The 13,656-nt window shown below is 34.5% G+C and carries 12 protein-coding genes, 1 tRNA gene and 1 pseudogene; 2 read left to right on the top strand and 12 right to left on the bottom strand.

The genetic code is table 11. The features are described 5' to 3' along the window. Positions 1–138 precede the first annotated feature (138 nt). Positions 139–303, top strand: a pseudogene (locus ACIGHG_RS15770) (S-adenosylmethionine decarboxylase related protein); the annotation flags it as partial. A 24-nt stretch (positions 304–327) separates the two neighbouring features. On the opposite strand, the gene yhbH reads toward ACIGHG_RS15770, so the two are convergent. The 11 genes from yhbH to ACIGHG_RS15715 form a co-directional block, all read right to left on the bottom strand. Continuing rightward, the gene (yhbH, locus tag ACIGHG_RS15765) at positions 328–1,503 is read right to left on the bottom strand and encodes a sporulation protein YhbH (RefSeq protein ID WP_396549325.1); all 1,176 of its coding nucleotides are present in this window, start codon (positions 1,501–1,503) and stop codon (positions 328–330) included. Positions 1,504–2,023: 520 nt separating this feature from the next. Further along, positions 2,024–3,919 carry a PrkA family serine protein kinase gene (locus ACIGHG_RS15760; RefSeq protein ID WP_090918788.1) on the bottom strand — a complete coding sequence of 632 codons (1,896 nt, stop codon included), beginning with the start codon at positions 3,917–3,919 and terminating at the stop codon, positions 2,024–2,026. 339 nt (positions 3,920–4,258) lie between these two features. Then, complete coding sequence (gene trmL, locus ACIGHG_RS15755; protein ID WP_090918783.1) at positions 4,259–4,747, bottom strand: tRNA (uridine(34)/cytosine(34)/5-carboxymethylaminomethyluridine(34)-2'-O)-methyltransferase TrmL; 489 nt, start codon at positions 4,745–4,747, stop codon at positions 4,259–4,261. Between the two features lie 55 nt (positions 4,748–4,802). Further along, positions 4,803–5,699 carry an amidase domain-containing protein gene (locus ACIGHG_RS15750; protein ID WP_396549323.1) on the bottom strand — a complete coding sequence of 299 codons (897 nt, stop codon included), beginning with the start codon at positions 5,697–5,699 and terminating at the stop codon, positions 4,803–4,805. A gap of 49 nt (positions 5,700–5,748) precedes the next feature. Then, a complete protein-coding gene (queG, locus tag ACIGHG_RS15745) occupies positions 5,749–6,888 on the bottom strand; it encodes a tRNA epoxyqueuosine(34) reductase QueG (RefSeq protein ID WP_396549322.1) in 1,140 nt (379 codons plus the stop codon). A gap of 224 nt (positions 6,889–7,112) precedes the next feature. Further along, positions 7,113–7,186 (bottom strand) — tRNA-Gly (locus ACIGHG_RS15740). A 113-nt stretch (positions 7,187–7,299) separates the two neighbouring features. After that, positions 7,300–7,950 (bottom strand): DsbA family protein, encoded by a 651-nt coding sequence (locus ACIGHG_RS15735; RefSeq protein WP_336473663.1) that lies wholly within the window; start codon positions 7,948–7,950, stop codon positions 7,300–7,302. A 191-nt stretch (positions 7,951–8,141) separates the two neighbouring features. Then, positions 8,142–8,906 (bottom strand): transglycosylase domain-containing protein, encoded by a 765-nt coding sequence (locus tag ACIGHG_RS15730; protein WP_396549320.1) that lies wholly within the window; start codon positions 8,904–8,906, stop codon positions 8,142–8,144. A gap of 376 nt (positions 8,907–9,282) precedes the next feature. Continuing rightward, complete coding sequence (locus ACIGHG_RS15725) at positions 9,283–9,687, bottom strand: hypothetical protein (RefSeq protein WP_396549318.1); 405 nt, start codon at positions 9,685–9,687, stop codon at positions 9,283–9,285. A 435-nt stretch (positions 9,688–10,122) separates the two neighbouring features. Then, entirely contained in the window at positions 10,123–10,791 is a 669-nt protein-coding gene (locus ACIGHG_RS15720; RefSeq protein ID WP_396549316.1) for a hypothetical protein, read from the bottom strand. A gap of 15 nt (positions 10,792–10,806) precedes the next feature. Then, positions 10,807–11,232, bottom strand: coding sequence for a TIR domain-containing protein (locus tag ACIGHG_RS15715; RefSeq protein WP_396549314.1), 426 nt, complete (start codon positions 11,230–11,232; stop codon positions 10,807–10,809). A gap of 245 nt (positions 11,233–11,477) precedes the next feature. Between ACIGHG_RS15715 and ACIGHG_RS15710 the strand changes: the two genes are divergently transcribed. Further along, positions 11,478–12,413 carry a hypothetical protein gene (locus ACIGHG_RS15710; protein WP_396549312.1) on the top strand — a complete coding sequence of 312 codons (936 nt, stop codon included), beginning with the start codon at positions 11,478–11,480 and terminating at the stop codon, positions 12,411–12,413. A gap of 35 nt (positions 12,414–12,448) precedes the next feature. Here the strand turns inward: ACIGHG_RS15710 and ACIGHG_RS15705 are convergent, their stop codons facing one another. Then, positions 12,449–13,528 (bottom strand): DNA methyltransferase, encoded by a 1,080-nt coding sequence (locus tag ACIGHG_RS15705; RefSeq protein ID WP_396549311.1) that lies wholly within the window; start codon positions 13,526–13,528, stop codon positions 12,449–12,451. Positions 13,529–13,656 lie beyond the last annotated feature (128 nt).

The following is a 13,656-nucleotide window of genomic DNA, read 5'->3' as shown; positions in this document are numbered from 1 at the left end:
ACAATCCACTCGCCTTCTCCTTTTGTTTTAAACCTGGCATGTGGCAGAAATAGGCCCTCACCGCTTCTATGTACGGCCAGATGCTCTCGCCCTCCTAAAAAAGAAAAGGGGTTTTTATGTTGATTTTTTAATTTGTATTTATATAGCCTCTTACTCGATAATTTACCACTTGGCTGTTACTTTGTAGACGAACTTCTTTTAAATACAGAATCAAAATATGGTGAGTAACTTTCTTATTATATGAAAGATTTTGTAATAGAAGAAAATAATACGACAGATGGTTTATTATTTAATCACATACAAACAAAAACCCCTGTATTTAGGGGTTCAAGCCATCTTTTCATTCGATTCTTCACGGAAAAAGCTCTTCATCGCATGAAACACATCAGCTTTTTGTTTTAAAATATAATAGCGAAACTTCTCATCTTTCACATTTTTATATGCTGACATGAGTGTACTGTGGCGATTGTACTGGTTCACCTCTCCATACCCAAACATATTAGATACTTTCATCAACTCCTGCACAAGTTTGACACAACGTGCATTATCAGATGTTAAATTATCCCCATCCGAGAAATGGAATGGGTATATATTATAGCGGTCTGGAGAATATTTTGTTTCGATCAATTCTAATGCTTTTCTATATACTGATGAACAAATCGTTCCACCGCTTTCACCTTTTGAGAAAAATTCTTCTTCTGTGACAACTTTTGCTTCTGTATGGTGTGCGATAAATTCAATATCAACTGTTTCATATTTTGTACGTAAAAAGCGAGACATCCAGAAGAAAAAGCTACGAGCCATATATTTTTCCCAAAGGCCCATCGAACCGCTCGTATCCATCATTGCTAACACAACAGCTTTTGATTCTGGTTTCAAAACTTCGTTCCACGTACGGAATTTTAAATCTTCTCGTTTAATTGGATGAAAGGTTGGATTGCCACTCATTGCATTTCGTTTATACGCAGACATCATCGTCCGTTTTTTATCAATGTTCCCCCAAAGACCCGTTTTGCGAATGTCGTTAAATTCAATGTGTTCAATGCGATTTTCATCCAGTTCTTTCCTCTTCAAATTAGGGAGCTCTAACTCTTTAAAAAATGCTTGCTCAAGCTCTAAAATCGATACTTCTGCCTCGTAGTAATCTTCTCCTGCCGATTCTCCTGCGCCTTTTCCTTTTCCTGCTCCTTTTTGTTTTTGACCGCTAGATCCATCCCTCGCTACAACATCACCCACTTTACTATCACCTGTTCCTTGACCAACATGCTTATTTTTATCATAGTTATAACGAATTTTATATTCATCTAGTGAACGAATTGGTATTTTTACAACATCCCTGCCATTGGACATGATAATACTTTCTTCTGTAACAAGGTCTGGTAAATTATTTTTTATTGCCTCTTGTACTTTTTCTTGATGACGTTGCTGATCATCATGTCCTTTACGATGGAGGGACCAATTTTCCTGTGAAATCGTATAATTGGATTGATTTTCTTCTGTCATTCCTTTCCCTCCTTACATAGTTTTTTATGCTTTCATTAAAATACATCCTAAAACATAAGCTTCTTAGTTAGAACATAAGCAACGAAGAAATACACTTCCATAATTAAGAAAGAAACACAATGCATTGTTGCACACTTTACAGCTAGGCAACATATTGTATTGTGTTGACTTTTTTCTGTATGAATGGTTGGTTACTCTATCATATGCTCATTGTGAAAATAATTGACAAATAAATTCATAAGATTGCATTTTAATTTATTCATAGTGGACAAGCATGACCTATATATAAATTCCAGTTAAAAACGGCATAAAAAACCTTTTCTTTTTAGGGAGGACGAGAGCGTCTGGCCATGCATAGAAGCGGTCAGGGCCTTTTTCTGCCACTTGCCATGTTTTAAACAAAGGAAGCAAGTAGCGGGCATGTTTTGTTCTGCATAGCGGTAACTTATATGTTGAACAAAAGATACAAAAAAACTGCCTCAAATAAGAGACAGCTTTTCTTTTTCTACAACTATGACTATTATCGATTTAATAAGCTACCTACATAGCGGAGCAATTCGTTTGCCGATGTGGAATTGTAGCCATGTTCATCAATTAACCTTGCTACAACATCATTAATTTTCTTCAATTGATTCTCATCCGGTGTTTTCGTTGACGTCGTAATTTTGACAACATCCTTCAAATCAGCGAATAATTTCTTCTGAATTGCCTCGCGAAGACGTTCATGCGAATTATAATCAAATCGCTTCCCTTTGCGAGCATATGCAGAAATGCGAATTAAAATTTCTTCACGGAACGCTTTCTTCGCGTTTTCAGAAATACCAATTTGTTCTTCAATAGAACGCATAAGTTTTTCATCAGGACTCATTTCTTCTCCAGTTAACGGGTCACGCAGTTTCGACTTATTGCAATATGCTTCTACGTTATCTAAATAATTATCCATAAGTGTCTTCGCTGATTCTTCATATGAATATACAAACGCTTTTTGTACTTCTTTCTTCGCAATTTCATCATACTCTTTACGCGCTAATGAAATGAAATTCATGTAGCGTTCACGATCTTCATTACTAATGGATGGATGTTGATCTAATCCATCCTTTAAAGAACGTAATACATCTAAGGCATTAATTGACGCTACTTCTTTACGAATAATCGTAGAAGAAATACGGTTTATTACATAACGCGGATCAATTCCACTCATACCTTCATCTTGATATTCCCGCTGTAATTCTTCTACATCAATAGAATTGTATCCTTCCACCATCTCACCATCATATAAACGCATTTTCTTAATTAAATCGATGTCTGGCCGCTTCGGATCTTTTAAGCGCGTTAAAATTGTAAACGTCGCTGCAACGCGAAATGTATGCGGTGCAATATGCACATCAGAAACATCACTTTCATGAATCATCTTCTCATAAATATGCTCTTCTTCACTTACCCGTAAATTATATGGAATTGGCATTACAATAATCCGTGAATGAAGTGCTTCATTTTTCTTATTAGAAATAAAGGAACGATATTCTGTTTCATTCGTATGAGCAACAATTAGCTCATCTGCGGAGATTAATGCAAATCGACCTGCTTTAAAATTTCCTTCTTGCGTTAGTGATAATAAATGCCATAAAAATTTTTCATCACATTTTAACATCTCTTGAAATTCCATCATTCCGCGGTTTGCTTTATTTAACTCCCCGTCAAAACGGTAAGCACGCGGATCAGATTCTGAACCATATTCAGCAATAGTAGAAAAATCGATACTACCTGTTAAATCAGCAATATCTTGTGATTTCGGATCAGATGGACTAAATGTTCCAATCCCCGTTCTCCGATCTTCCGAGAAGAAAATACGCTCGACAATTACATCTTCAATTCTGCCGCCGTATTCTTTTTCTAAACGCATTAAGTTTAGTGGTGATAAATTCCCTTCAATCCGCACTCCATACTCTGCATAAAAATCATCACGTAAATGATGCGGAATAAGATGAAGCGGATCTTCATGCATGGGACAACCTTTTATTGCAAAAACCGAACCGCGATCAGTATGTGAATATGCCTCTAATCCACGCTTTAACATTGTAACTAATGTAGATTTCCCGCCGCTAACTGGTCCCATTAATAATAAAATTCGTTTTCTTACGTCTAATCGTTTTGCAGATGGATGAAAATATTCTTCTACAAGACGTTCTAATGCTTCTTCTAACCCAAATAATTGATTACTGAAGAAATTATATTTTCTTCTGCCATCTACTTCTTCAATTCCAGCATCCTTTATCATATTATAAATACGAGAATGTGCTGTTTGTGCTACCCATGGTCTTTCTTTTAGAATTTCTAAATAGTCAGCAAATGTCCCTTCCCACTTTAAACGCTCTTCTGCTTCCCGGTGCTGTTCGATTTTCTTTAAAATATCCATTATAGCTCCTCCCCCATCTCCTTGTTCAAGCGGATTATTATAAAAGTATGCGAGGATGTCCTTAAACATTCATACGAATCAAAATGAAATCATACACAAACTTTTATAAAGTTTATTACCTAAATTGATAGAAAATTCGATATAATAAAAATGATAGAGATAAATATGAATGGGGGCTATTCTCATGAAGCTTTTATTAATTTTAGGTGTTATGCTCACATTTCTTACTGCTATTTTTACATCAGGATACAATGATAAACCAAGAACAAAATAAAAAGTGATGAGCTTGCTCATCACTTTTTACCTGTTATAAAATAAAGTCTCTCCATATGACAGCTTTTAATAAACAATTTCTACATCTAATCCTGGATAATTTTGTTGACGTAATGCCTCATAAATTAAAATAGCGGCAGTATTAGATAAGTTTAAAGAACGAACTTTATCAGTCATTGGAATGCGTAAGCAACGATCAAAATTATGTTCAATAACATTTGCTGGAAGACCATTTGTTTCTCTTCCAAATACAAAATAATAATCTTTTTCTACGTTACTATAATCAAATGTTGTGTGTGCTTTCTCTCCATACTTTGTTAAGTAGAAAAACTCACCATTTTCATTTTTCTCATAAAATTCCTCAATAGAGTCATAATACGTAATTTTTACGTGTTCCCAATAATCTAATCCAGCACGCTTTAACGCTTTATCGTCAGTAGAAAATCCAAGCGGTCTAATTAAGTGTAATTCTGCACCTGTTGCTGCACAACTACGCGCAATATTACCTGTATTCGCTGGAATTTCTGGTTGATATAAAACAACATGTATTCCCACAATGTTCACCTCAATCTTTTTCTACTACGTATTATACCACTTGGATAAAAAATCTCTAGTCATTATCAAGAATATGAAAAAACTTATATTTCATTTGCGGTGTATACTTACTTGAATCTTCATAATCCCAATAACGTCTGCGACTATTGGCAGAATGTGCATTTACAAGAGGCATACCATTAGCATCTTTTGCCACGACAATTGTCGTATGATTCCATCTTCCATCATTTTCAAAATCGTATACAATGATATCTCCAAGCATTAGATCCTGTGGCTTCTCAACTCGCTTTGCTCGAAGTCCTAGAGAATCACTTGATAAGTACCAATGAAAAGAATGAGCTACCGCCCAGCTCCAGCTCCATTGGCGATTTTGCTGCCACCATCCACTGCGAATATTCGGATATCCAGTCATTGGTGTTTTACCAGCATGCAGACATTGCGAAATAAAATTTGTACAATTATCTTGGAAGTTCTGATAAGCTGGATTCCGATCATCCCACCACCGCTCTGCATATTTCACTGCCTCTAAGCGATTATAACTGTATGGAATATATTGTCCTTTTCCCTTTGTTACTTCACGTTCTAACGTTCCAACTTTCTGTTCATCTATCGGCGTTCCAATTGCTATATCTTGCTTGATACATCCATCTTCTAATCGTAAACGCCTCTCCATTTGTTCTTCCTCTACATAAAATAAATGATGATGACGAATAAAATACTGAAAATGAATTTGATAATCTACTTCATCATAGTTCACACCTTTTAACTGTCTAAGAAAAGATACGTTAGCATTGCTTTTTACAATCTGAGCATTACGTCTTTTAAAGAGCTTCTTTTTACGGTGTAACATGTCAACAATATCATCTGAAATTTCTGCTTCATTCATACGTTTATTTGTTATATAATCCAATTTCCTTTGCAGACACTGTTGAAGATGCTGTTTTACAGACATAGAGTCTCCCCTCCCCTTATTACAATATGAGGGACTGAAGGATAATCTGCTATTTTTTCTTAGCTAATAGTTCAAGGCCACGATTCATCTCATGAAGCACTTCTTCATCTTTTTCCCGCTCTTTCGTTTTTTCAATCGCCTCTTGCACCCCTTCTCCGCCAATTTTTCCTAATGCCCATGCCGCTGTGCCGCGAATAACAGGACGAGGATCTTCTTTCATTACAGCAATTAAATCAGGAATGGCCGTTTCGTCTTTAAAATGAGCCAGTGCCAAGATTGCATTTCGTTGTAACGGCTTTTTCCCTCGCCACGATCCAGACATGATCCCATACTTTTCTTTAAAATCGCGATTACTAATGGTCAGAAGGGGTTTTAATAGCGGCTTTACAAGTTCAGGGTCAGGTTCCATTTCTGGATGATTATGAAAATCTATCCCTTTGTTTTTCGGACAAACAGTTTGGCACGTATCGCATCCGTAAATGCGATTTCCAATCTTGTCTCGATATTCTTCCGGAAGAAATCCTTTCGTTTGCGTTAAAAACGCAATACATTTTTGAGAATTTAATTGTCCGCCTTGGACAAGCGCCCCTGTCGGACAAACATCAATACACTTCGTACAGCTCCCGCACTGATCTTCAATTGGAGTATCTGGTGGAAAAGGAATATTTGTAATCATCTCGCCCAAATAAACATACGAACCAAATTCCGGCGTAATAATGGAACAGTTCTTTCCGCTCCATCCAATGCCTGCTCGCTCTGAAACAGCACGGTCGCTTAATTCTCCCGTATCTACCATAGATTTGACTTCTATATTGGGTAAACGTTCAATTAAATATGCCTCCAGCTTCTCTAAACGATCACGCAAAACAAGATGATAATCTTGTCCCCAAGAAGCACGGCAAAAAATCCCTCGTCTCTCTCCTCGTTTGCTTTGTGGTGCATTTTTTAACTTCGAAGGATACGCCAATGCAATAGCAATAATTGATTTTGCACCTGGCAATAACAATTCCGGATTCGTTCTCTTTTCTATATCCGATTCTTCAAAACCGGATTGATATCCTAATTGTTGCTGCTGAATAAGACGTTGCTTTAATTCCTCAAATGGCGTGGCACTCGCAAACCCTATCTTATCAATACCAATTGTTTTACTATACGCAATAACATCTTGTTTTAATTGTTCAAGATTCACATTTACTCTCCTTATAACATGCATATTTATTTTATTTCACAAGCAGTCATTTTGCTTCCATTACTCATTAGTCAAAAGCATTTGCAATATATCATAACGAATTACACATTACTATTTTTACATATATCCATGCACTCAAAACATAAAAAAACGCAATGCCTCGTTTATCTAAGAAACGAAACACTGCGTTGATCACAATGATTATAAAAATACGAAATAATTTCTGGAGCGGGTGAAGAGAATCGAACTCTCGACCAGAGCTTGGAAGGCTCTTGTTTTACCACTAAACTACACCCGCAAATATTAAGAAAATATTAATTTTCGGTTAACTTATGTTAAGAAGTATAGCATGTAATATAAGGCGGTGCAATAATTTTATCGAAAAAAGTCGAAAAAGTGATGAATATCTCATCACTTTTTCGTAACTTTATCAATTGCCGCCTTAATACTATCATAATCTGGATTAACAAGTTTACCATTTATATATATAGATGGTGCACCTTGTACTTTTAATTTTTGAGCAAGGTCAAAATCTTTCTGTACTTTATCTTTTATTTCCTTACTCTTTACATCTTTTTTAAACTTCTCTACATCAATCGTAGGTAGCTTTTGTTTTACTATATCTAATATTAAATCCTCTGTAATCCACTCTTCTTTTTCATTCTTTTGATTTTGATATATTTCATCATAAAATGTCCAAAAAGCTTTTGGATCTTGCTTATAAATCGCTTCTCCAGCTGCTGCACCTAAATCAGAGTCTTTCCCGATAAAAGGAAAATTAATGAAATGAAGCTGAACTTTCCCTTTATTAATATACTCTTCCTTTAAGCGTGGCAATACAGTTACATCCCATGTACGACAAGCTGGGCATTTAAAATCTCCAAATTCAACAATATGAATCGTAGCATCTTTCTCTCCTAAAGATTGCTGCGAGCCATATAAAAACGTATCTTTTCCTTTTTCCTTCTTATCGTTCACAATACTATATACAATTGTCCCAATTACAATAAGCACTGCAACAGAAAAAATAACACCGAGAATCATAATATTTTTTGACTTCATATACATTCCTCTTTAATGTTTTATTCTTTGTATGCCACTATACATACAATATTTATGATATCAATTCTCATATAAACAGTCCATTGAAGTAGCTCATAAAATAAGCAAAATCAAACAAATGTGACAATATTGTGTCTCAATTCGTTTCTATTCATTCACATAAAAAGAGTAAGTTCTTTTTGAACTTACTCTTAACTCACAGCTTTCACACGCTCTGCTGGTTGATTATTAGGAATATCATGACGAATAACAAGTTTTTCACTTGCAGCTTGTACATATTCAGCATGAGTAATATATCCTTCTCGCTCCATGAGCTTCAACACAATATTACGTCTTTCTACAGCCTTATCATAATTTTGTATTGGAGAATAATAAGCTGGTGCTTTCACAACAGCCGCTAACATAGCACTTTCACTTAATGTTAATTGATCTACCTGCTTATCAAAATAAAGTTTCGCAGCTTTCTCAATGCCCCATGCTCCTTCTCCATAATAAATATTGCTTACATAAAGTTTTAAAATCTCATTTTTCGTAAATGTTCGCTCTATTTTTTTTGCATAGAAAACTTCATTCCATTTACGAGAAAATGTTCGGTCACTTGTTAAAAAAACATTTTTTGCAAGTTGCTGAGTAATTGTACTGCCACCTTGTACAACACCACCAGCCTTTATATTTTCTACTGTAGCTCTAACAATTGCAATATAATCTAATCCATTATGATGATAGAACCTCTTATCCTCAGTTGCGATAAATGCATTCCCTAATTGCTCTGGTAACTCAAATTGAGCAGGTACTGTCAATTTACTTATATCCTTACTTTCAATCATTTTATTTCCAGCAAACACTAGCATACAACTTAGCAATAATAATAATATAAGGGCTTTATAAAAAATCTTTGCTATCGGAGTTAAAGAAATATTATGATGCAAAGTGCGATATGCTGTTCGTTCCTTCACAACAGACACCCCCATTCCTTTCAACATTCATTACTCTTAATTTAAGAATACCTTTCTTTTTAAAAATATCCAATTGATTTCTCTTACAACTTCCTTACAAATTTGTAATTTTAAGGACTAGAAAGAAAAAAGCGCCTTCTACTACAGTAGAAAACGCTTAATATAATCGATTTATTTACGTTCATAAAAAAAAACGAGTAACCTCGTCTAAACAGTACCGATGGTCGGGGTCGAACCGACACTCCAGAAGGAACACGATTTTGAGTCCCACTCAAACCATCAATCTGTATAAATAACTATATATCAAGGTTTATCACATTCGTGAAAAAATCGTTGCATCAGATTCCTGTTAATTATACCTCTGTTCGTCAGGAAATTAAAGAGTTTTTTTATTAAACCTACATAACCCCTGCTTCTTATATTTCTGAATTAAACTAGCTTCATACTCTCTTGCGTCTTCTTCCAAATCAAACTCTGCCACGAACTTATACGTAAGTTCCCCTTCCTTCATCAAGCTTCTATGTTCCGAGTTTCTTCTATTAGTATATCTCCTACAACGATACCAAACTCCGCTTCCAACATAAACGACTTTACTATCAAACCAATGCTCGTAAACAGTAAATTTGTTTACTTTTCGTAGCTCACTGGGATTAAGATTATGCTTCTTTATTAATTGAATAATTTTTTGAAAAGTAGTTCCGTAAATACTTGCAATATCCTGATTAGTCATTTTTTCCGATAAATGCTCAATAAGTTGATTTTTATTTGGTAGTTTTTCCATTCCATTCACCTCTTTACCCTTATATCCGATTAAAATTATTTGTAAAAAGGTGCGAAAAAACAAAGAAATCACTACAAGCCTTATAAAGCTCGATGTTTCATTTTGTTAGTTTTAAATATAAATATATTAACTAACCGAACAAAAAGCCATACAAGACAATCTGAGGATTCGTTTTTTAACAGGGGCCATAAAATTAACCCATAATTCTTCTAGCATCAATAGACAGACAAAAATAAAGAGGGCATGTCTTCACAATAGATATGACCTCTTTATTTTTACTTGTTAAGATATTAGTAATAAAACTAATGTGGAATTGAATACGTAGGATAGACTAAAACCAAATAATGAAAAAACGATATTTTTGTAGGGCTCTACGTTACAATGAACCTTTGTGAATAATATAAACCTATTGCCCGTTACAACAGGAATAAAAAATCAACTTGATAAGTATCTATTTCTAACTCTTATCCATGTACTTTTAACTTTCAACCATATTTTCTTTATTTTTTTGAAATGCAACGATATAGAATAAACTATGGTATAAACAAAAATCAACACCCAAAAAACGGCATCCAATATTAAGGTTACATCAAATGAAGCCTTTCCCATAACTTCCGTATATAATTTGTAACTTGTTACAATAATTAATAGCATCGGAAAAACAAGTATATACAAATAGCCTGCTAAAGTGCTAAACGATTGAAAATTATTCAAGTATGATTTTCCTTCTCTTGTGAACATATTCCCTTCAGGATCGTAGGATGAATTCAACTCTTCCTCAACTTCATGGATATAATCATATTGTCTCTCTACTACTATGTTGGTTTGAAAATACCTTACGACCAAACATAATAGCCCAAACCATAACATGGTGTGAATTGCATCGCTATTTATACTCAATTTTACTTTGAGTTGTTCCTTTACAATATCTGAAACAGCCTTTGACGGATCAACAGGTACAATGATAAGAATAAACATAGCTGCAAAAACTAACAAAGTGTAAATGAATAATCGGTCTCTAAGCTTCAGGTATTCCCGCTGCAAAGCAAACGTATCTTTATAATGATCGTGAAGTATTTGAAATTTTGTCTCTTCCTCACCCATGGAATTACCTCAATTTTACAAATTCTTTAGAGCAGTCATTATCGCATCTTTAGTAAATGAATATGCCCAAGATGCACCAGCATTTAATAGTTCGTCAGGAGATTCGTAGCTCTTATCAAGTTTAATTGCAAGTAGCTTATTATTATTAGCTTTACTTCGGTTTACTTCGAAATTAATCCAATTCTTAAATCCTATTTCTTTATGATCTTTGTGCTGTTTGTTTGCTTCTTTGCCAACAATCACAAAAGTATAGGTAGCACTATTGATTTTCTTTGTTAAGGCTCCCTTTACAACTGGAATACTCCAACTATTAATTTCGCCTGATGAGCGATCATCAAACGTGAATTCAAAATCGGAATTTGCATCCCAGGCCTCAAGTAAATACTTGTAGCTCTTATCATTTTCATAATCAAAACTTACAAAAACCTTCTTTTTAGCCATTTGGTTCCCTATCCCTTCTATTATACTATTTATTTTGCATAAGATAATTATAACATATTAGGCAATAACTAGCGTTTTTTAGAAAGATATGGATAAAAAATATTAGATAAAATTAATATTTTATTTTATTCTTTTTGCATTGAACCCTTACTGAAAGATATATTCAACTTTAAAAATATTAAATTTCCCCTATATAAGGCTAAATTCTGATAATATTAGAGAAGACAATTTTTAGGAGGGGAAAAATGTTTGATTCCAAAAATGCACCCACATATAAAGAAGTAATATACGATGCAACCGAAGCATTAAAAGAGTTGGAAGGACACACATTTGATGTTTTAAGTATTAATAAGCCCGCCGACATAGAATACGCTCAATTCTTGTCAAAAACCATTTCAAAATTATCTTCAATAACGGGTAACATGATTGAAATGAGCATGGCTGATCATCTAAATAAAAATGGAAAATATTCTTCATTCGGGAAATGGATTCGTCAAGACCCAGGCTTTCCAGATAATATTTTCCAAAGTGATTACCTTGAAAAAACACCTGGTATCGAAGTAAAAGCTTGGTTTCCATTTGCAACTGAGATAACCGCACGTTTTAAAGGTAGTTATCAACATTGTGGAGATGATAACACATACGTTGCCTTAATCGCTTGGCTTCCCGAATTCATTTTGCATGGCCGCCCTAAAATTATAGATGTTTGGGTAGGGCCAGCTTCCGAGGTTGCAAAGTGCAGAGATAATCATTATTATAATCCTCCTCACTATTTAGTTGTTGAACCCCAGGAAACGGGGGAAAGGACAGCTAATTTGCAACAATCAAATGTTGAGGGGTATGTAATTCAAGCTGATAAGCCGGAGCAGAAAGCTAAACTAGAGGAAGCAATAAAAGAAGTTCTAGGATGGGATGAAAGTTTAAGAACAAATTATTCTCCATCACTTGAAATAGTACAGAAGGTAAATGAATTGAGGTCTAAATATTCATATCGTCTAGATACAAATTTTGCAAAAATAGATAGAATAGAACATAAGGATATCGAAAAATTCAAGCAACAAGTTTACGCTAAATTATTCCATAATAAGCCGATTTCCCATTGGAGAAAAATATCAAAGAGTAATGACGTAATTCTTGAATATATTGACTTATGGAGAGAAACAGCCCCTATAACAGAATAAATTAAAAGAAGGAGTATGCCACTCCTTCTTTTTTCTTAATTAAATACAATACGTAACTGATCAGTTTTAACAGAAAAGGTATTATCAATTATAGCATCTTCTGAATCACTAACTGTATTTGTTTCTATGTTCATTTCCAATTCACGTAAACGTTCTTTTGCCAGTTTATAATATTCCTCATCAATTTCACATCCATAAGCTTGCCTATCTAAGCCAATAGCTGCATACATTGCACTACACAATCCACCAAACGGTTCCCATACTACATCCCCTCTATCGGAAGAGCTTTTAATGATAAGTTCCATTAACGATAGCGGTTTTTGATTATAATGGGCAGCCTTCTTACTTCCTTTTTTTCGAATTCTTTCGCTACCAGATACCATTGGTTCATCCCAAACGTTTGTAACGCCTATTGGACAATAAAATTTAGGGTGAATATCCTTCCACTGCTTAGGAGTCAGGGGTTTATCACCATCAAGTGAAAAATAAGGTCGGCCTTCTGGTTTGCCAAACTTATTTGCATACTCAACAACTTTCTCAAATTGTTCAGCAGGAGGAGAGTACCATAAATGACATTGAGTGAAGTACTTTCTTGTTGCAGCATTTTTAACACCACAAGCCTCGTTAGTCTTAGATAATGGCAATCCAGTCCTTTGCCACTCAGCCCTTAGCCAAACTTTTTCTTCAACTTCTTCTTTTCCTACAAAGAACTTGGGTTTTAAAGTATAATGAGCACAAACTTCTGTAACAATCGGAAATTTTGATAAAGTTTTACTATTACTATTCCCAGCAATAAAACCTAATCCTTTATTCCATGTATTAACACTTTTATATTCCCATCCATATTTTTCTAATATAGGATGAACTAAAGCCCATCCTATTTCAGTATTCCAAAACCATAAAGTGGCTCCTGGTTGTGATAGCTCTGTCCATTTTTTAATATGCGGTTCATATAGTTCTGGTAAATCTTTAGGACTACCAGCATCACCTCTATATCCATCCACCCCATATGGTCCATCCGAAACAATTACATTAGCTTTTGGCCATAAGTTATAATAATCAAGTGAATCTCCAAAATATAATGAGGAGTGCTTATTTTTATTGATGTCTTTCATATTTCCACTCCTTTATAAAATACTGTTGAAAATTAACCAATAATGCTTCATTAGCAATATATTTTAACATATTTCAATATCCTTGTCCTTTTCTTGAAATATTTAGATTTTATTGAGTTGATTTGTTT

Origin of the sequence: Bacillus sp. NPDC077411 (assembly GCF_044543425.1) — a bacterium.
Taxonomy (GTDB): domain Bacteria; phylum Bacillota; class Bacilli; order Bacillales; family Bacillaceae_G; genus Bacillus_A; species Bacillus_A bruguierae.
The sequence above is the reverse complement of the archived record's forward strand: the minus strand, read 5'-3'. Positions and strand labels throughout refer to the sequence as shown.

Bases quoted from the DNA above. Each gene is read 5' to 3' on its own strand.
- ACIGHG_RS15710 (WP_396549312.1), top strand. From the start codon at position 11,478: ATGTTTGATTCCAAAAATGCACCCACATATAAAGAAGTAATATACGAT.
- ACIGHG_RS15735 (WP_336473663.1), bottom strand. From the start codon at position 7,950: ATGAAGTCAAAAAATATTATGATTCTCGGTGTTATTTTTTCTGTTGCA.
- yhbH (WP_396549325.1), bottom strand. From the start codon at position 1,503: ATGACAGAAGAAAATCAATCCAATTATACGATTTCACAGGAAAATTGG.
- ACIGHG_RS15715 (WP_396549314.1), bottom strand. From the start codon at position 11,232: ATGGCTAAAAAGAAGGTTTTTGTAAGTTTTGATTATGAAAATGATAAG.
- ACIGHG_RS15705 (WP_396549311.1), bottom strand. From the start codon at position 13,528: ATGAAAGACATCAATAAAAATAAGCACTCCTCATTATATTTTGGAGAT.
- ACIGHG_RS15725 (WP_396549318.1), bottom strand. From the start codon at position 9,687: ATGGAAAAACTACCAAATAAAAATCAACTTATTGAGCATTTATCGGAA.
- ACIGHG_RS15760 (WP_090918788.1), bottom strand. From the start codon at position 3,919: ATGGATATTTTAAAGAAAATCGAACAGCACCGGGAAGCAGAAGAGCGT.
- ACIGHG_RS15750 (WP_396549323.1), bottom strand. From the start codon at position 5,699: ATGTCTGTAAAACAGCATCTTCAACAGTGTCTGCAAAGGAAATTGGAT.
- ACIGHG_RS15720 (WP_396549316.1), bottom strand. From the start codon at position 10,791: ATGGGTGAGGAAGAGACAAAATTTCAAATACTTCACGATCATTATAAA.